Source organism: Chitinophaga sp. RAB17 (assembly GCF_052114225.1).
Taxonomy (GTDB): Bacteria; Bacteroidota; Bacteroidia; order Chitinophagales; family Chitinophagaceae; genus Chitinophaga.
The window spans coordinates 174,482-195,557 of sequence record NZ_JBFREI010000002.1; the positions used below are offsets into that span (position 1 = coordinate 174,482).

5 protein-coding genes are annotated in these 21,076 nt (G+C 46.1%); 1 reads left to right on the forward strand and 4 read right to left on the reverse strand.

Translation table 11 applies throughout. The features are described from left to right. The 4 genes from AB4Z08_RS06715 to AB4Z08_RS06730 are packed head-to-tail and all read right to left on the reverse strand — an operon-like array spanning position 1 to position 6,068. The gene (locus AB4Z08_RS06715; RefSeq protein ID WP_441572960.1) at positions 1–606 is read right to left on the reverse strand and encodes an NAD(P)H-dependent oxidoreductase; all 606 of its coding nucleotides are present in this window, start codon (positions 604–606) and stop codon (positions 1–3) included. Between the two features lie 49 nt (positions 607–655). Continuing rightward, the gene (locus tag AB4Z08_RS06720; protein WP_441572961.1) at positions 656–2,506 is read right to left on the reverse strand and encodes a chloride channel protein; all 1,851 of its coding nucleotides are present in this window, start codon (positions 2,504–2,506) and stop codon (positions 656–658) included. Between the two features lie 16 nt (positions 2,507–2,522). After that, positions 2,523–3,443: a transglutaminase domain-containing protein gene (locus tag AB4Z08_RS06725; protein ID WP_441572962.1), complete on the reverse strand. Its 921-nt coding sequence runs from the start codon at positions 3,441–3,443 to the stop codon at positions 2,523–2,525. 21 nt (positions 3,444–3,464) lie between these two features. Then, complete coding sequence (locus AB4Z08_RS06730; protein ID WP_441572963.1) at positions 3,465–6,068, reverse strand: hypothetical protein; 2,604 nt, start codon at positions 6,066–6,068, stop codon at positions 3,465–3,467. Between the two features lie 631 nt (positions 6,069–6,699). Between AB4Z08_RS06730 and AB4Z08_RS06735 the strand changes: the two genes are divergently transcribed. Next, a complete protein-coding gene (locus AB4Z08_RS06735; protein WP_441572964.1) occupies positions 6,700–21,000 on the forward strand; it encodes a gliding motility-associated C-terminal domain-containing protein in 14,301 nt (4,766 codons plus the stop codon). Positions 21,001–21,076: the final 76 nt, after the last annotated feature.

Genomic DNA, 21,076 nt, shown 5'->3' on the forward strand with positions numbered 1-21,076 from the left:
TTAACGGGTTTGTGCGGGAAGTTGAAGTATTTGATTCAGGTAATCCAGTCCGGGTAATGGGGCCAGGTCAATTTTTTTATCACTTAACCGCTCCAGCACGCGTGCCAGTTCTTCGGCATCTTCTTTTATATCAGAAAGATCCTGCCGGTGTACACCATAAATTACAAATGGTGCCACATATTGCATATTGCACAACCTGGCTGTTTGCGAAAATGGTAGTAAAAAATCATGTATCGTATGACCATGATGCCCATCCGGATGATAGGATTGTTCGGATCCACCAGCACTGATAATGTTGCCGAAATACTTTCCCTGCAATGCTTTTCCGGTATGGCCATAAGCCCAGCCATGCTCCAGTACAAGGTCTATCCATTGTTTTACAATGGCAGGTGCACTATACCAGTAAAAAGGGTGCTGCATCAATATAATATCATGCTGCTCCAGCAACTTTTGCTCACGGGCTACATTTATATCCAGATCAGGGTATTGCTCGTACAGATCATTAAAAGTAACACCCGGTATATTTTTAATAACACGCAGCAACTGAGTATGCACCCTGGACTTCTCCAGTGCAGGATGTGCAAAATTTATCAGAACTCTGGCCATTTAGTCGTTGGGTATTTTAGAATAAAAATAGACCATCTGCAGGAACAAATTATCCTTCAGAATATTCCTGTAATAATAACCGGTATTTATTGAGAACGCTGGATTTGGAAATAAAGCCTATCAGCTGCTTATCCTGTACCACTGGCAGGTTCCATGCGTTGACTTCATCAAATTTTTTAATCACCTGGTTGATATTATCTTTTAAATTAACCACCGCAGGAGGCGCCTGCATCAGCTTCTTAACGGTAACCGTATCGTACAGTTCCGGACTAAACATGATGGGCCGGATATCATCCAGTGTAATAATGCCTTCAAACAATTGCTGGTGATTGATCACCGCAATAATATTACGACTACCCTCTTTTACCAGCTCAATCACTTGCCGCAAAGTCGCGTCAATGTTAATGAGTTGTACATCTGTTTCTACCAGGTCGTCCATTTTTAGGAGTAGCAGTATGTTCTTGTCATGTTCCCTGGTAAATACTTTACCATCTTTTGCCAGTTCTTTTATTTCTGGTGAGATGGGAGAAAACCACTTTGCCATTAAAAATGAGATCGTGGAAACAATCATCAGTGGAATAAACAGGTCGTACCCTGAGCTGGATTCAGCGATCAGGAAGATGGCGGTAAGTGGGGCATACATCACACCGGCCATCACACCGGCCATACCCACAATTACCAGGTTGGTAACCGGAATGTCCGTCAGTCCCATCTGCTGACATACCATCGCATAAAAAAATCCGAGGAACCCGCCTGCAAATAGTGATGGAGCAAAGTTTCCCCCATTACCACCACTTTGTATGGTCACAGATGCGGCCAGCGCTTTCAATAAACATACACAACCGGTAAACACCAACAACATCCAGCTTTGTATGGGCAGATAACGGAAAAAACTGTTTTGTAAAATGGCTTCACCATTGCCGGAAGCCAGTGATTTTACACTGGTATAACCCTCTCCGAATAAAGGTGGTAAGGCCACACAAAGCGCCGATACCAGCACACCGCCCAGTATAGCCCGCTGCAGGGCTGTCCACTTCAGGCGATGAAAGAAATGTTCTATTTTTTGTGAGATGACCACATAATAGCGGGCATAAAAGCCACTGAGAATGCCCAGGGCTATATAATAGGGTACGTTGTGATAATTGAAGGCTACACGGGATTCAAAATGAAACAAGGCTTCTTCCTGTAAAATAATCTTCGACAGCAAGCTGCCACAAACCGCTGCTACTATCAATGGCATGAAATCTGAAAACACTACGCCTGTCAATAATATTTCAAAGGCAAACATCATCCCGGCTATTGGCGCATTAAAAGCGGCTGCTATACCTGCCGTGGCGCCTGCAGCCAGTAACAGGGTACGTTCTTTATAACCAAGCTTGTAAGTACGTGCATAGTTAGAACCCAGGGCAGCACCGGTTACAGCAATCGGACTCTCCAATCCCGCAGATCCACCCAGCCCCACAGTGATAGCACTTTGCAATATCTGGGAATACATTTTTACCGGCGGAATAATGCTGGAGTTTTGTGCTATTTCATGTAATATGGCGGGGATTCCTTTTCGTGATTGTCCTTTGAAAAACCAGATCACCATCAGCGTGGTCAACACAATTCCCAGGAAAGGGAAAACCATATAAAAAATGATCTGTGTACTGAAATGAACTTTGTAGGTGATAACATAATGTATATAGTGGACCAGGCTTTTCAAAATCACTCCCGCCAAACCTGCACTGCATCCCACTATTATACCGGAAAGCAGGAGAAATTGCTGCCGGTTCATCTTGCTGTGTAACCAATGTAGAATCAGCTCATAGCTTTTGGCACTCTTTAAACTATACTGTTCGAAGTCCTTTTTAAATCGAAAAAAGCTATGATACTTCCGGAGGCGGGTAAATTGACTCATGTGGCAAATTTAAGGATCAGAGCTCAATCAGTGCATAAACTTTATCGTTCATGTATGGTCCTCCAGGATGACGGGCAGTATAATCCAGGTTAATCCAATACTCCCCTTTCAGCTCGTGATAATATATTTCGGTCACCATAGGCTTGGGGAAAAGCGTGATGATGGCTTGCTTCATGATTTCAAAATCTTCGCGGTCGCCGCAATAGAGTTCCGGATAGGCATGTCCTTTCACCAGCACAATACGGCAACGGGCACCAATAGACTGTAAGCAGGAGGTCATTAATATGGAGTGGTCATCGCAGTCGCCACCCAAACCATTTTCTATGGTTTCCTGTGGTGTGGCAAAATATTCATCACGCCGGGAGTCGAGTACATATTTAAAGTGGCTGTTGATATAACGAAACAGGGAAAGGAAGCGGGTTACTTTGCCGTATTTATAAAAGTATTGGTCATAATAATCCAGGGAATGTTTTACGGAGAAGTTACGGACTACGGAATCCTGGAAGTTGATTTTTTCCCGCATGCCTCTGACCGTTTTATCGCGGTAACTCTCTACCCTTCTGGGATAAAGACTGAGGATATCCAGCTGTTTGCTGTCTTTGGCGCCCAGGTTTCCCTGTACCATCCCCTTATAGTCATTGATGACATTGCTGAAAGTATAGCGGTCGGTATATTTATTAAATACCATTACGCCACAAACCAATAAAAACACAGGAATAATAAGTGGTCTGAACATCCAGCGAAAGAGGAATACCACAAAAAAGCTCAGGACTACAGATGCCAGCAGGTCCACATGCCAGCCATTGGCAACCAGCGGTGGAACAAAGCGGTTGATGTAGGGGGCGAGTAGTAATAAAGTCAACAGGCTCAATAAATTGAGCAGTAACAACTGTCCCCTCGTGTATTTGCTTTCGTCGATGGCCATTATGCTACGCAATAAAGCAAAATTATGCCATAATCACCTAGCAAAATTTGAAACAGCTTGTTTAAAGGAGGTACTTTTTCTGATGAGCTCTATTTGCTGTACGGTATCATTTTTCTGTTTATCCATCTGTAGTTGCTGATAGATCTTATTCAACAACCCAAAATTCATCAGTGCCAGTACTTTGAAATCCAGTTTTTGTGCATTTTCCACGGCAGTTTCAGCAGTACGGATAGCCTTATTGAATTCGTGTTCATTAAAATAAACACCGGCATACAATAGTTTCTGGACAGATTCGAGGTACTTGCCACCGAAATAATCAGCGGAATATTTTTTAATGACCTGGTCGGTATGTCTGCAAATACGAGCAGCCGATGCTGTTTGTCCCAGTCCAAGGTAGGCCTGTGCCTGCCAGCAGAGCAGCATCAGGCGTAGTGAATCTGTTTTGCGGTGTTGTAAAGAAGGATATGTTTCAAATATACGGGTGGTAAAACTAAGTAGATGTTCGTTGTCTTCCAGCAGGGTAAATACGATGCCCATATTCCGGAACACAATTTCCTGTGGTTCTGATATTGGTTTTTTTCCACCATTGGTGCCGGTCCAGTAACGGAAATAATTGTAGATCTTTTCCCTGATATCTTCATTCACAATACCAAACTTGAGGAATTCGTAAATGAACAGTTGTATTTCATAAGGTGTCACCCAGAGTTCATCTTCAAATTCATCCGCAGCATATATCTTTTTAATATTGTTAAGCTCTACTTCACACTGCTCGGCATCCAGCTGCAGCAGGGCCATGGTGAATAGTTTGCTCCGGATTTTAAGTTTATCTTCCCGGGCTTCTGCCAGTCCCAGCAGCGCCGTTAGCACCTTCCGTTTTCTGAAATGAATAAATTCATCACTGATAAAAGGGCCAATCGGATTCTTTTTAAAGAAGCCTGCCGGGAAGATAGATTTCAGTTCTCCCTGGTTATTACCATCATGCTGGTAGTGTAGTACAAGGTATTCCAGCAGATGGGATTTTTCTATGTTGGATAATGGTAAATGCAACATTTTGATGATGCCATCTATCTGGGCGTGGTTAATGGCATAGCGCAACAGCCATCTGAATACGCCAATGCGATAGGGCGATTGAGGCAAATGATCCAGTATTGCCATGAGCAGCCCTTCATTGATTTCCTGGCCATTCTGTTTCAGGTAATGCATGGCCACAAAATATTCGAGCAACATGGTATGGGCGAAACGCACCTTCACATTGAACATGATTTCCTGGCTCAGATTTTCTTCTACCAATATATTATCTGCCAGTAATTCTTTATAGGCAGGAAATAGTTCGGCGTTTTGGGTGAGCAGGAGGTTTTTGTCTGTATAGATCCCGGTTCTGCCAAGATCTAACAGGGTCAGTAATTTCTCAATGATTTTTATTTTGAAAGAATTGCTTTGCGAGTTGAACACCCGGTTTTGAATGAATCGCGAAACAATTTCGAATAAGCTGAGGTGTTCATCTACAAATGTTTGATCAGGACCGCTGTTTAACTGGCAGAACAACTGCAGATAATATGGGTACCTTAATTTTTGCAGGAAGTTTTCAGAGAACAGCCGCACTGTTGCAGGATCAAACTGATGGTTATATAATATGGACTTCACTTCCTGCTCCGTTAGCCGGGGCATATTGATATTGGTTTCCTCGTCCATTTCGGCGCCGAGGTACCAGTAACGCCGGAAGGCGGGGTATTGCTGGGAGTGCTGGAATATTTCCGCCCAGGTACTGCTCCGGATAGAAAGGATCACTTTCACCCATGGGTACAAATCGTTGGAGTATACGAAGTCTTCCAGTTTTGAATATAACAAACGGAGTTTTTCGCCTGCTACGGCAATTTCATCGAATCCGTCTATTATTAATATAAGGCGTCCTCCTTTTTTGTCGAAGTGACTGGAGAAGTATTCCCGGAAGTTTTCTCCGTTGCCCAGGTTCATCTGGTTGTCCAGCCAGCTGGAGAGTGAAAATCCTTTGAGTAACAGGCTGCCGGCAGCATGTGCATGAATAAACCAGCAAACATCTCTTTTATACCGGGCTTCTTTCCCAAACCAGCAATGTTCCGCCAGGTGTACGAGTGCCAGTGACTTACCCCAGCCGGAAGGAGCAATTAAAGCGGTGGCCGCATAATCGCTTTCCAGGAACTTTTCGATATGTGCATTACAGAATGGCCGGTGTACGGTGTACGGATAGGCTATGCCAGAGCGGTTTTTGAGGGTGAGGATGGTGTAATGGGAAACAGCATCCGCCTTGCTTTTTAAGTCAAGCCATTTCGTGGTGTCAAATACTGGAACAGTAGCAGTTTCAGTAGCAGAAACCGGCTCATTGTTGAGCATCCTGTAATGATGTTGCTGAAAATCTTCCCAGTCTTTATACTGACAGTATTGCGAAAGTGTATTTAAGGTGTATCTGGAGAAGCTGTGTTGAGCCACAGCAAAACCAAACACCCTTTTGAGCGTAGTTTCGCTCACCAGTTTCGTGGTGTCATCCAATATGGACTGAGAGAGATGTTTGCAATCTCCTGGTAGTATGACTTCAACACCGAACCTGCGCAAAACTTCATTCTGCAAGGTGACGATAAAGTCATAGGATAGATCAATCATAGGGGACAATAAAATGGATTTTCGAATTGTCGGTACTTGTTTAAGTACGTATGCTATTTGCGTTTAGATTTTACAAAAAGCGAATGAACAAAATGAACAGAAAACATTAAACTGAATTATATATATAAATTAAACTAATAAGACTTGCGTGCTCTATAATTGTTAGATGAATATCATATATAAATATGAGTGGTACAATATAATATTATTATATAAAATATATTAATATATTATTTTTTTGTGTTGTGATAGCGCGATAATATTTCACAATTATTTTGCTGTGGCTGCTTAAAAAAAAGAAGTTCTTCACATTTAAAGACCTGACCAGGGTTAACTCCGCGCAAATCATCCTATTTTGATTTTTGAAAATGAACGAAATGAACAGGATAAATGCATATTGAACAAAGTGAACCGTGAAAAAATAATGAATGAAAAGACCCTTTCGTAAACCACCCCTTAAATATACATTCGTAGCGTTTTTGTAACATTCTTTTAACAAATAACCGCAAGGAAGCATACTTTTTTATCAACCAGTATCCTTTCCCGAAGACATTCCTAACCTACCTGCCTCCGATAGAGTTTTGTTGTATCGCAATGAAACTGAACAATTTTTATTCAAATATTTGATGCTATGCATTCAAAAGCTACTCCTAATAGCCCTTTTACTGCTCTTTTTTGTCTCCCTCACCCAAAGGGAACGGCTACTGTTAAAACCAGTCTCGCTTATACCTGTCGTGGAGCCGGTTCGCTGGCCTGGAAAAGTCTGCTGGTATTACTACTCCTGTTTGGTATAAGCGCTAAGGAGAGCTCGGCGCAGACCTATACTACAAGAGTATATGCCAATGATCAGGCGAGCAGGTCCACAGGACTCTGCGTAGGTTGTAATGTAGCCAACCCCGGACAAGCGGTAGATGGCAACCTGAACACAGCATCAACTATTAATACTTTGGTAACCCTGCTGGGAGCCACGGAATCTCAGGACCTGATTTTCCCGGCTCCGGTAACCAACAATGCCCCTGCAATAGTAAAAGTCGGATCTGCCGGGAACCTGGGAGGTCTCGTATCACTGCAGTTGTTAGGGGGTGTATATGTACAGGCTTATAACGGATCCACTCCGGTTGGAGATACGGCATTTGCAAGTGAGGCAACATTAACACTCCTTGCCAGTGGTAACCAGGCAGAAATATTCCTGGTTGCTCCCGGAGTAACTTATGATAGAGTACGTGTAACTGTTGATGGAGGATTGGCCGGTGTGGCAGGTAGTATAAACGTATTCTCCGCTTATTACAATGTACCCGCTGCCAGCACTATTGCCTGCGACGTAGCCGTTGATGTCCTTTCCGGCGTTACCGGTTCCATTGGTGCATTAGGAAGCGTGACTAACCCCGTACAGGCAGGTGATGGTATTGTAACTCCCGCAAATTTTGCTACACTATCCAGCGCAGTTGGTCTGTTAAACAGCAGCGCCCAGGTAACAGCCATATATCCTGGTCTTTCTAAACTCGGCGATTCTGTTCGGATAGTGATGTCTATCCCATCTTCGCTCATTACATTACAGGTATTAGGCTCCGTTAAAATCATTACATACAATGGACCTACCGTAGTAGATAATATCACAGCATCCAGTAACTTCCTGAATCTGACTTTACTTGGAGATGGCAGCGGATTGCAATCACTTTCTTTTCAGGCTTCCGCACCTTTCGATCGAGTCGAGGTATTGCTGGGTTCAGTCCTCGCAGGAGCACTATCGACCCTGCGGGTGCATGAAATACAACGATACCCGGCAGGTCCGGCAACGAACAGTGGAGCACTGCGAACCACCTGTTTGAATTCGGCAATTACACTGAATGTAACTAGCCCCGATCCGGGACTTACTTACACCTGGTACGATTCTACCCAAACTACAGTTGTTGCTTCCAATAGCACCAGCTACAGCCCTCCGGTGAACGCCATCGGAACTTTTCGCTATTATGTATCTGCTAAAAGATTGAATTGTTCTACAGAATCAGCCAAAACACTGGTGACTGTAAAAGTGAACAACTTCGCAACTGCTGCTGATATTACGGTACCGGCAAATACTGCTTCCTGTCCCGGTGATACTGCCAGGATCACTCCTACTTCTGTTACCGCTAACACAAAGCCGGTATTCAAATGGTATAAAGATGCTGCCAAAACCACCGCTATCACAAATGGTCTGGTGGAAGGCGCTGTAAAATACACTATCGATACTACCGGCAGATTATCTATTACCGGTCTCGCGGTTGGCACTTATAACTATTTTGTAAGTGTGACAGATAGCAATCATTGTGAAAATGCAGCGAATACACTCAAACAAGCGACTGTAACAGTAGGCACCGGCCCAGCTCCTGCATCAGTAGCGCCGGCCTTCTCCGTTCCAACCGGTCAGACAGTAACCCTGACCGCAGCTCCGGTTCCCGGCGCCACCATCGTTTGGTACAGTGATACTACCCAGGCATCTATCGGTGCTGGTACTTCCTTCCAGGTAGGACCGTTCAGTACACCAGGTACCTATACTTTCTACGCAGGCGTACGTCTTACTGGTGGTTGCGAATCTTATCGCGTGCCGGTAGTCGTAACGGTTACAGGCCCGGTAACTACCGGAGGATGTAATGTCCCTACCAGCCAGGTAACAGGAACTACCCTGGGTTGCGTACTGTGTAGCGTGGATAATCCAACGAACGATATTGATGTGAATCCGAACAATTTCACTCAACTTAACCTTCCAGTAGGATTGTTGGGTGGATCGGTTTATCAGCAACTGATATTCCCGGCCGTTGGTGCAGCAACAGACAGCATCCGGATTGATCTGGGCACAAGTGCTCCACTCGCCAATGTAAGTCTGCTCGGAGGTACTATCATTACTATCGCTAATGGTACCACCGTTATAAGAAGAGATACGCTCTCTCAGCTGCTGACCTTACGTTTGCTGAGCAGTACACGCTATAGCGTAAGCATCCCGGCAACCGGACCTTACGATCGTGTACAGATCCTCATGACCGGCACCCTCAATTTGCTGAATGCCTTGCAGATATATGGTGTGCGTGCTGTAGGTGCAAATCCGACAATTACACCAAATGGCTTTACTACCTGTGTTGGTTCAACGGCAACTTTGTCCGTAACACCAGCCGCCGGTACAAGCGTATTATGGTTCGCGGATTCTACTACTACCACCTCACTGAGTAATCAGCCTACCTATACTACTACTGTATTAAATACACCTGGTAAAGTGACTTACTTTGTACAGGTGGTAGACGGTTCAGGTGCCAGTGCATGTAACAATCCAGAAAGGATACCAGTAGTGGTGAATGTTAATCCTTTGGGAACTGCTGCAGATATCACACTGCCAGATACTACTGCCACTTGCGGTAGTGCTGCTGCTGTGATTACACCTACAGCTGCCGGTGTAACCGCACCTGTATTCAAATGGTATGCAAATGCGAATAAAACCACTCCAATCATTAACGGTACCGTTATAGGTGCTGCTACATTTGCAATAGACAGCACTGGTAAACTCAGCGTTACCGGTCTGGCTCCTGGTAATTATACCTATTATGCAAGTGTATCCGGTACCAACCGTTGTGAAAATGCAGCAGGCAGTCTGAAAGCAGCTACTATCAAAGTAACCAGCACACCGGCTCCGCCTACATTGATACAAACATATACTGTCACCACAGGATTACCACTTACATTAGTGGCCTCCCCTGCCCCAGGTGCTACTGTATTATGGTACAGCGATACTACCAAAGCTTCCATTGGCAGTGGTAGTTCTATCACGCTGCCTCCGTTTAGTACACCAGGTGTCTACAAATATTTTGCCGGTGATAGTTTACCAGGTGGTTGTATCTCTAACCGCCTGTTAGTGACCATCACCGTAACAGGTCCGGTAATCCCAACCAGTTGTAATGTACCCACCAGCCAGGTAACAGGGACTACTCTGGGTTGCGTACTGTGTAGCGTAGTAAATCCGACCAACGATATTGATGCAGATCTGACCAACTTCGCCCGCCTGAATATCCCAGTAGGTTTACTCGGTGGCTCTGTCTTCCAGCAACTGATCTTCCCGGCCAATGGTGCAGGAACAGACAGCATTCGCTTCGACCTGGCTTCACCAGGTGGACTGGCAGATGTTTCATTGCTCGGTGGTGCGGTGATAACCGTATACAATAACAACACAGTTGTAAGTACACATACTTTATCACAATTACTTACTTTAAGATTACTGAGTGGTAACCGTTATACCGCATCAGTAGCAGCAGGCGGCGCCTACAATAAGGTAGAAGTAAAACTCACCGGAGTAGCTAATCTGTTGAACTCACTGGATATTTATAATGTACGCGCAGTTGGACCAAATCCAACCATTACAGCGAGCAACGTAACCGTATGTGCTGGTCAGCCTGCAGCACTCACGGCTACCCCAGCAGCCGGAACTACGGTTCAGTGGTATAAAGATTCAACTGGTGGTGCTTCTCTCAGCAACCAGCCTACTTATACTACAGATAGTCTGAAAACAGCAGGCACCTTCACTTACTACGTACAAGTAGTAGATGGTACCTGTCCGAATCCTGAACGTATACCAGTTACCGTTACTGTAAACCCACTGGGCTCACCAGCTGATATTACAGTGGCTGATACCACTACAGTATGTGGAAGTGCAACCGCTGTGCTGACACCAACAGCAGCCGGTGTAACAACTCCTGTATTTAAATGGTATGCAAATGCAAACAAAACAAGTCCGATTATAAATGGTACTGTAATAGGTGGTGCTACCTTCACGATCGATGCGTCAGGTATTCTGCGTGTAACCGGTTTAACTCCGGGTAATCACACCTATTATGTGAGCGTATCCGGTACCAACCGTTGTGAAAACGCGGCGGGCAGCCTGAAAGCAGCTACTATCAAAGTAACCAGTGCACCGGCTCCACCAACATTGGTTCAAACATATACTGTCACCACAGGCTTGCCGCTGACTTTAGTAGCGTCTCCTGCTCCAGGTGCTACAGTAGTATGGTACAGCGATACCACCCTGGCTTCTATTGGCAGCGGTAGTTCTATCACACTGCCTCCATTTAGCACACCAGGTGTCTATAAATATTTTGCTGGTGATAGCTTACCAGGTGGTTGTATCTCTAACCGCCTGCTGATCACTGTCACTGTAACTGGTCCGGTAATCCCAACCAGTTGTAATGTACCCACCAGCCAGGTTACAGGAACGACTCTGGGTTGCGTACTGTGTAGCGTGGTGAATCCAACCAACGACATCGATGCAGATCTGACCAACTTCGCCCGCCTGAATATACCGGTAGGCTTACTCGGTGGCTCTGTCTTCCAGCAACTGATCTTCCCAACCAATGGTGCAGGAACAGACAGCATTCGCTTTGATCTGGCTTCACCAGGCGGACTGGCAGATGTTTCATTACTTGGTGGTGCAGTGATAACCGTATACAATAACAATACGGTTGTAAGTACACATACCTTATCACAATTACTTACTTTAAGATTACTGAGTGGTAGTCGTTATACCGCAACAGTTGCAGCAGGAGGCGCCTACAATAAGGTGGAAGTGAAACTTACGGGTGTAGCCAATCTGCTGAACTCACTGGATATTTATAATGTACGCGCAGTTGGACCAAATCCAACCATTACAGCGAACAGTGTAACAGTATGTGTTGGTCAACCAGCAGCACTCACCGCTACCCCAGCAGCCGGAACTACGGTTCAGTGGTATAAAGATTCAACTGGCGGTGCTTCTCTCAGCAACCAACCTACTTATACTACAGATAGTCTGAAAACAGCAGGCACCTTCACTTACTACGTACAAGTAGTAGATGGTACCTGTCCGAACCCAGAGCGTATACCGGTTACCGTTACTGTAAACCCACTGGGCTCACCAGCTGATATTACTGTAACAGATACTACAGCTACCTGCGGCGGAAGTGCAGCAGTGCTGATTCCAACAGCAGCAGGTGTAACTACTCCGGTATTTACATGGTATGCAAATGCAAACAAAACAAGTCCGATCGTAAACGGTACCGTAATAGGTGGTGCTACATTCACCATCGATGCGGCTGGTAAACTTACTGTTACCGGCTTAACACAGGGCAGCCATACTTACTATGTAAGCGTATCCGGCGCTAACCGTTGTGAAAATGCAGCCGGTAATCTGAAACCTGCTACAATCAATGTAACAGGTGCACCAGCTCCGCCTACTGTTGTACAGAACTACACCATCACTACAGGATTGCCACTCACTTTGGTGGCATCTCCTGCTCCGGGTGCTACCGTAGTATGGTACAGCGATACCACAAAGGCAGCAATAGCTACAGGTAATTCAATTACACTTCCGCCGTTTACGAATCCGGGAGTATATATTTATTATGCAGGCGATAGCTTGGCGGGGGGCTGTTTATCCAGCCGCCTGCCAATTACCATTACAGTAACTGGTCCGGTGATCCCAACCAGCTGTAATGTGCCAACCAGTCAGGTAACAGGAACTACCCTGGGATGCGTACTGTGTAGTGTCGTGAACCCAACAAATGATATTGACTCTGTCAATACCAACTTCACCCGTTTGAATATACCAGTAGGATTACTGGGCGGTTCTGTCTTCCAGCAACTGATCTTCCCAACCAATGGTTCAGGAGCAGATAGTATCCGTTTCGATCTGGCTTCTCCAGGTGGCCTGGCAGATGTATCCTTACTGGGTGGTGCAGTAATAACTGTATACAATAACAACACAGTTGTAAGCACACATACTTTATCACAATTACTTACTTTAAGATTACTGAGTGGTACCCGTTATACTGCAACGGTAGCAGCAGGAGGCGCTTTCAACAAGGTGGAAGTGAAACTCACTGGTGTGGCTAATCTGTTAAACTCACTGGATATTTATAATGTTCGTTCAGTGGTGCCGGATCCAACAATTGCAGCTAAGAGTGTAACAGTCTGCGCTGGTCAACCTGCAGTATTAACAGCTACTCCATCAGCTGGTACCACTGTTCGCTGGTATGCAGATTCTACTTCTCCGGCTATACTCAGCACACTCAGTACATTTACTACTGATAGCCTGAAAACAGCAGGCACATTTGTTTACTATGCGCAAGCAGTAAGTGCAAGTGGTTGTGCTAATCCTAATCGTATACCGGTTACCGTTATCGTTAATCCGTTAAGCAACGCAGGTAATATTACAATAGCAGATACAACTACTGCCTGCACCAGCAATCCTGCAGTACTCACACCAACAGCAACAGGTGTTACTGCACCGGTATTCAAATGGTACAAGGATGCTAATAAAACATCGCCAATAACAAATGGTCTGGTAAATGGTGCAGTAAGCTACGCGCTCGACAGCACCGGTAAACTGACTATCACTGGTCTGACAGCAGGTAACTATACTTACTATGTAAGCGTATCCGGTACTGGTCAGTGTGAAAATCCTGCTGGTGCACTGAAAGCAGCAAAAGTACAGGTAGTAACCGCTCCTGCCGCACCAGTAGTAACCGGTGATGTAGTAGTACAAACTGGTGTGAAAGCCACGCTGTCAGCTACACCGGTAATAGGTGGAAATGCTACTATCGTATGGTATAGTGATTCTACTTCTACTGTACCAGTAGGAACAGGTGCTTCTATCCAGGTAGGACCATTCAATAATCCAGGTACATATACTTACTACGCAGCTATCCAGATCACAGGCGCCTGCTCATCTGCGCGCGTACCTGTACATGTGGTGGTAACAGGACCAGTTATTCCGTCTCCGGATTGTAACGTTCCAACCAGCCAGAATTCAGGTACTACCCTGGGTTGTATACTGTGTAGCGTAAATGGACCAACAAATGATATCGACAGCGTTCAGACAAACTTCACCAGATTGTCTATCCCTGTAGGATTACTGGGTGGATCAGTTTACCAACAGCTGATATTCCCGAACCCAGGTAAGGCTACCGACAGTATCCAGATTCGTCTGGCTACCTCTGTGGGACTGGCTGATGTAAGTCTGCTGGGCGGTACCCTGATTTCATTGTACAATAACAATACGCTGGTTAAAGCAGATACATTATCCAGACTGCTTACTTTACGTCTGCTCAACGGACAACAGTTTGCAGCCACTATAACAGCACCTGGTGCCTACGATCGTATAGAAGTAAGATTGACAGGTGTGCTTAATCTGCTGAACTCAATTGACATCTATGGCGCACGGATCTTCTATCCTAAACCAACTGTCAATACAACTGGCGCAAGTGTTTGCATAAACAATAAAGCGACCCTCTCCGTAACACCGGCAGCTGGTACGTCTGTGCGCTGGTATGCTGATTCTACCAGCACTACTGTATTAAGCACACAGTCTACTTATACTACTGATACACTAAGAACAGCAGGAAAAATCACTTACTACGTAGCGGTACTCGGCGGACCTAACAACTGTCCAAACCCAGAACGTATCCCGGTAAGCGTGACCGTGTCTCCTGCACCGGCAGTGCCTGGAGCTCCGGCTACTGTTAATATTTGTCCTGGTTCAGACGCAGTGTTGCAGGTAACTAATCCTGATCATCAGCTCAGGTATAACTGGTACAACGTAGCAACAGGTGGTACCAAGCTGAACACAGACAGTGGTTTTGTATTCAGCGTACCTGCAGTTAGCAGAGATACCATCTTCTACGTAGAAGCCGTAAGCAGCTGTGGTGCAGCGTCTGCAAGACAAGCCATCAGTGTTAAACTGTCTACTTCTTTAAGTGCACCAACCGTTATTCCAAATCCGGATTCAGTGGTGATCGGTACACAGGGCGTACTCACGGCTACTTCCAATGCAGCAAATGTGATCTTTAAATGGTACGGCAGTCAGACTGGCAATGACAGTCTGTTTACAGGACCAGTATTTACACCGCCAATCAGTAATACACTGGGTACAGTTACTTACTGGGTAGAAGCTGCGTTAACGGGTGGTACAACTTGTAAGTCAATAAGAGTGCCTGCGGTGGTAGTAACAATACCTGCTGGTCCGTTCACGCAAGTGCCTTGCGAAGGTGCAACTACTCAAACAATTGGTGGCAGCGGATTGCTGATACTGGGCAATGTTTACAATCCTGCCCTGTCAGTTGATAACGATGCAAGCACCGCATCTTCCCTGGTTATCAACCTCGGCGCACTGAATGCACAGGTATGGCAGAGAGCTAAATTCAACGGAGTATCTTCTCTGGGTGATACAGTAAGAGTATTACTGTCTAATCCAAGCCAGGTACTTTCTGCAGCAGTATTAGGTGGTGTTCAGTTAACCACTTATAACGGTAACACACCTGGAGATTCTGTGGCAATAAATAATCCGCTTGTTAAACTCACACTCCTGAACAACAGTAAACAAGCTATCGTCGAATTCGTACCAACGAAAGCATTTGATGCGATAGAAGTGAAACTGAAATCAGGTATAGTAGGAGCATTAACAACAATAGACTTTAACTACGCACAGCGTGCACTGGTGGCGCCAAAAGTACAGGCAGCCCAGGTAACGGTTTGCGCAGGAAATACAGCAACATTGAATGTGCAGGATCCTGTAGCAGGAATTACTTATCGCTGGTACAACAGCAACGGTATTTACCTCACAGGAAAAGATGGCGTATCACTTACTACAGGCACCCTTACCAAGGACACTACCTTCTTTGTGGAAGCGTTCAGAAATGGTTGTGCAAGTAAAGGACGTGCAAGAGTAGATGTGAAAGTAACTGCAGCACCAGCAGCTCCGCAGGTACAATCTGCCAATGTGGATGTATGTGCCGGTTCAGATGCGGTACTCGCCGTGGTCAATCCTGTGAAAGGTTACACCTACGCATGGTACAACGTGGCAGCGGGTGGTACTAAGCTGAATACAGACAGTGGCTTCACTTATAAAGTGGTGAATGTAACTGCGAAGGCAATCTACTATGTGGAAGCTAAGAACGACAGCTGTAATACAGTATCTGCTACAAGAACCGCAGTAACTGTTAACACTGCTGCGGCACTGGCTCCGCCTACGGTATCTCCAACAACAGATACTGTGGTTGTAGGTCAGCAACCAGTGTTCAGAGCAAGCGCGGCTTCCGCAAATGCACAGTTCTTCTGGTTCGCCAGTCAAACAAGTACTGACACCTTATTTAAAGGGTCAACATTTGCGCCTCCGGCATCTAATGTAGTAGGTACTATCACTTATTGGGTAGAGGCAGCCCTGCCGGGAGCAGCTACCTGTAAGTCAGCAAGAGTAGCGGTGAATGCGCTTACCGTTAACAGCAACCTGGATATCGTGCCTTGCGAAGGCGCAACTGGTCAAACGATCGGCGGATCTGGTCTGTTAATACTGGGTAACGTTTATAATCCTGCCCTTGCTGTGGATAATAATAAAAATACCGCTGCTTCCCTGGTTATCAACCTCGGCGCAGTTAACGCCAGCGTATTCGAAAAAGCAACGTTCACTGGTTTGTCTACTCCAGGCGATACCGTGAGAGTGATGCTGTCGAACCCAGGCCAGGTGCTTTCTGCCGCAGTACTTGCCAGCATCCAGCTGACAACATACAACGGTAATACTGCGGGCGACTCTGTACTGGTATCTAATCCGATCCTCCACCTGGATCTGCTCAGTGGTAGCAGAGGTGCATTACTGTCCTTCGTTCCGACGAAAGCCTTTGATGCGGTGGAAGTGAAACTGAAATCCGGTATCATCGGTGCGCTGACAGCAATAGACTTCAATTATGCGCAGCGTGCAATTGTACAGCCTAAAGTACAGTCTAATAACGCCACCATATGTAAAGGCAAACAAGCCACACTCAGCGTGGTGAATCCTGCACAGGGTGTTGTTTACAGCTGGTACAACAGTCAGGGTAACCGCTTGCTGGATAGCATAGCATTTGTAACGCCAACTACCCTTGATTCCGGTACGTATACTTACTTCGTAAGAGCTACCAGGAATGGTTGTACAGGAAGTGCTTCTGCACCTGTTCTGGTAGTTGTAAAAGGAATACCATCCGTACCAGTACCAGTAAGCAACAACGTATCTACCTGTCTGAACACACCTGTAACCCTCAGCGTGAAAGCAGTGGCTGGTGTTCAGTTCAACTGGTACGATGCAGCTACCGGTGGTGCTATACTGGTATCAAATAATAATACATACACTACGCCGGCAAATCTGCAGGCTGGTACTTATAACTTCTATGTAGAAGCGGTGAATGCCGGTAACTGTGCGAACGACAGCGGACGCGTGAAGATCATGCTTACCGTAGACAGCGCATCCACAGCAGCCGACATCCAGGTAGCTGATAAGGCAATCTGCGCAGGTGGTGTGGCGGTATTAACACCAACCAGCACTACTGTTCAGAACCCGGTATTTAAATGGTATGCAAATCCTGATAAAACAGGTCCGATCACACAGGGTGTAAGTGCAGCCGGTGTATTAACGATCTCCGGATTAGCTACAGGAACATACACCTACTATGTAAGTGTAAGCAATGCCGGTAAGTGTGAAAACCCTGCCGGTGCACTGAAAGCAGTCAAAGTAACGGTGAATGCTGGCGCAACTGCTGCCGACATCATACTGGCAGATACTACTATCTGTGCAAACAGTACCGTGAAGCTGACCGCTACCAGTACAACTGTTATCAACCCAATCTTCAAATGGTATAAAGATGCAAGTCTGACCACCTTACTGTTTACCGGTCCGACATATACCACCGCGTTGATAACTGCTAATACTTCTTTCTATGTTACAGTGGAAGGAGATAACAGGTGCGCTAATACAGCTGCAAATGCGAAGACAGTAACGGTAACCGTACGTGATGTGCCAGTGCCGATCATTGCAGCTTCTGCTATCAGCATCTGCGTAGGCGACACCACCACATTAACAGTTCAGAATGCAGACAACACACTCACTTATCGCTGGTACAACGCAGCTACTGGTGGTACGCTATTATTCACCGGACCGGTTTATGTGGTAAGAGGTCTTACAGCATCTGCAGATTTCTATGCAGAAGCATCAGCAGGTGCATGTAGCAGCGCTACCAGAACGAAAGTATCCATAGGTGTGGGTGTAGCACCAACTCCGATTCTGGAATCTAATAACGTAACGGTTTGTCAGGGTGGTACTGCAGTGCTGAAGGTTACTTCTTCTGTAAATAACATCACTTATAAATGGTACAATACAGCCACAGGCGGTGCCGCTATATTCACTGGTCCGATTTACACTACCGGAGCAATCAATGCAAATGTGACGTTCTATGTAGAAGCTATCGGTGATACTTCGAAATGTGGTAAGCCATCTGCACGCGCTGCTGCGAAAGTAAATGTGGTGCCAGTACCGGCGGCTCCAACCCTGGTAAGCAATAATGTTCAGGGCTGTATCGGTCAAAGTGCTTCGCTGGCTATCCAAAGCCCTGCGGCAGGTACTACCTACCAATGGTTCAATGCAGCCACCGGTGGTACAATGGTATTCGAAGGACCAGTATTTAACATTACGGCCCTCGATAGTACCGTCACCTACTATGTACAGGCATTGGTAAATGGAGGCTGCCCAAGCGCCACCAGGTCCAGCGCCACCATCAAGGTGAACAGCATACCAACAGCTCCGGTAGTAACGGCAACTTCCCTGTTCGTTTGTCAGGGCGGAAGTGTAACACTCTCTATTAAAGATCCGGTTGCAGGTACTACCTACCGCTGGTTCGATGCCGCCACCGCAGGCAACTTGTTGTTCACAGGTGTCAGCTTCCCAACAGGCGTATTGAATGTCAGCACTGATTTCTACGCAGAAGCCAGCAATGGTAACTGTAGCAGTGCATTGAGAACGAAGGTATCTATCGGTGTAGGACAAGCACCAACACCAATACTGGAATCCAACGCAGTTACAGCTTGTCAGGGAACTACGGCTACGCTCCGCGTAACTTCAGCAACCAATGGTATTACTTACAAATGGTATACTCAGGCTACCGGTGGTACAGCAGTATTCACAGGACCAATATTTACTACGGATCCGCTGAACACCAGCATGGACTTCTGGGTGGAAGCAACAGGTACCACTGGTCAATGTGGTAACCCATCTGTCAGAGTGAAAGCTACCGTAACAGTGGTAGTAGCACCAAATGCACCAGATGTAGTAGCATCCTCTCTCAAAACATGTGCTGGTACAGGTGTTACCGTAGCCGTGAAAACAATACTGCCTAACGTTACCTACCAGTGGTATGATGCGGCTACAAACGGTTCGTTGCTCTTTACCGGAGCGGTGTACAGTGTACCTGTCATCACTAAGAATACTACTTATTATGTACAGGCGAACCTGGGCAGCGGCTGCTCCAGCTCTACAAGAACTGCGGTAAATGTAACAGTTGATCCGGCTCCGCCAATTCCAACAGTAGATCTGGATAATGTGGTTACCTGCATAGGTGGTACAGCTACATTCACTATTAAGAATCCTGATGCGACAATGACGTATCGCTGGTTTGATGCTCCGTCTAACGGCACCCTCCTGGCTACGGGCACTGCTTATACTACTGCGGCACTCGCACAAACAACTGTCTTCTACCTTGAAGCATTGAACAGTGCAGGATGCAGCAGCGCACGCAAAGGATTAACGGCAACAGTAGTCAGCACAATAGATGCACCGCTGGCTGATCCGATCACAATATGCAGCGGTCAAACCGGTGTGTTGAGCGCGAAAAACAAACAACCAGGTGTGATCTATAAATGGTACACCGTACTCCATGGTGGTTCACCAGTATTCACCGGAGGCGACTTTACCATCAGACCTACTGCAAATGCAGTATACTACCTGGAAGCGTCTACCAGCGGTGGTTGTGTAAGCGCCAGCAGAACACAGGTAAATGTATCAGTGAATCCGTCACCATCAGCACCGGCAGTTGCCAATGCAACCCTGCAGGCTTGCCCTGGTCAAACAGTTACACTGAATGCACTGAATCCGGATGCTGCGCTCACATATAAATGGTATACCACTGCCGTCGGAGGAACAGCAGTAGCTACGGGAGCTTCATATACAACACCTCCTGTAAATGCAAACCAGATGTACTACCTGGAAGCAACCAACAGCAATGGCTGTTCTAGCCCAACACGTACAGCGGTGAGCGTAGAAGCTACTCCGGCACCAGGTAAACCAACAATTACCGGAAACGATGCAGGTGTCTGCCCTGGTAAAACAGCAACACTCACTGCGGCTTCAACAACAACAGGGGTAGACTTCCGCTGGTACACCGTTGCAACAGGTGGCACACCAATATTCACAGGTGCAACATTTGTAACACCAGCATTAAACACAGCTACTACCTACTACGTGGAAGCATTCACAACCGGAGGTTGTATCAGCGCAGGACAAAGAACAACAGTACAGGTAGCTATAGCACAACCGCTTCCAGCACCGGTAGTAACAGTGGATAATACAACAGCCACTACTATTACTTTCCGCTGGTCACCGGTAACCGGAGCTCAACGTTATGAAGTAACACTGAACAATGGTGTAACATTCATACCACCAAGCTCAGGTGCTAATGGAACCACACATACCATAACAGGCCTGCAGCCTAACCAGAGTGCAACCATACAGGTAAGAGCTATCGGAGCATCAGACTGTGAAACCAGTGCATTGTCTACAGCGGTAACCGGTAAAACAACCAACCCGCAAGGCAACAACATCTATGTTCCAAACCTCTTCAGCCCGAATGGTGACGGAATAAATGATATCGAGTATGTGTACTCAACAGCAATCGCACAACTCGAATTCAGAATCTACAACCAGTGGGGTCAGTTGGTATTCACATCCAAAGACCAACGTCAGGGTTGGGATGGTACCATGAGTGGTCAGAAACAACCGGTAGGTGTTTACGTGTACATCGTGAGAGCTACTATGCAGGATGGCACGGTGATCACCAAGAAGGGTAACGTAACAATTATGAGATAAAGATGATTCATCAGCGTAATACTAAGTCAATCATAAAACCGGGATGCGATTTTGCATCCCGGTTTATCCAGAAAAT

What these genes read in the sequence shown, in the direction of transcription:
- AB4Z08_RS06715 (WP_441572960.1), bottom strand. Translation starts at nt 606, where the DNA reads ATGGCCAGAGTTCTGATAAATTTTGCACATCCTGCACTGGAGAAGTCC.
- AB4Z08_RS06720 (WP_441572961.1), bottom strand. Translation starts at nt 2,506, where the DNA reads ATGAGTCAATTTACCCGCCTCCGGAAGTATCATAGCTTTTTTCGATTT.
- AB4Z08_RS06730 (WP_441572963.1), bottom strand. Translation starts at nt 6,068, where the DNA reads ATGATTGATCTATCCTATGACTTTATCGTCACCTTGCAGAATGAAGTT.
- AB4Z08_RS06735 (WP_441572964.1), top strand. Translation starts at nt 6,700, where the DNA reads ATGCATTCAAAAGCTACTCCTAATAGCCCTTTTACTGCTCTTTTTTGT.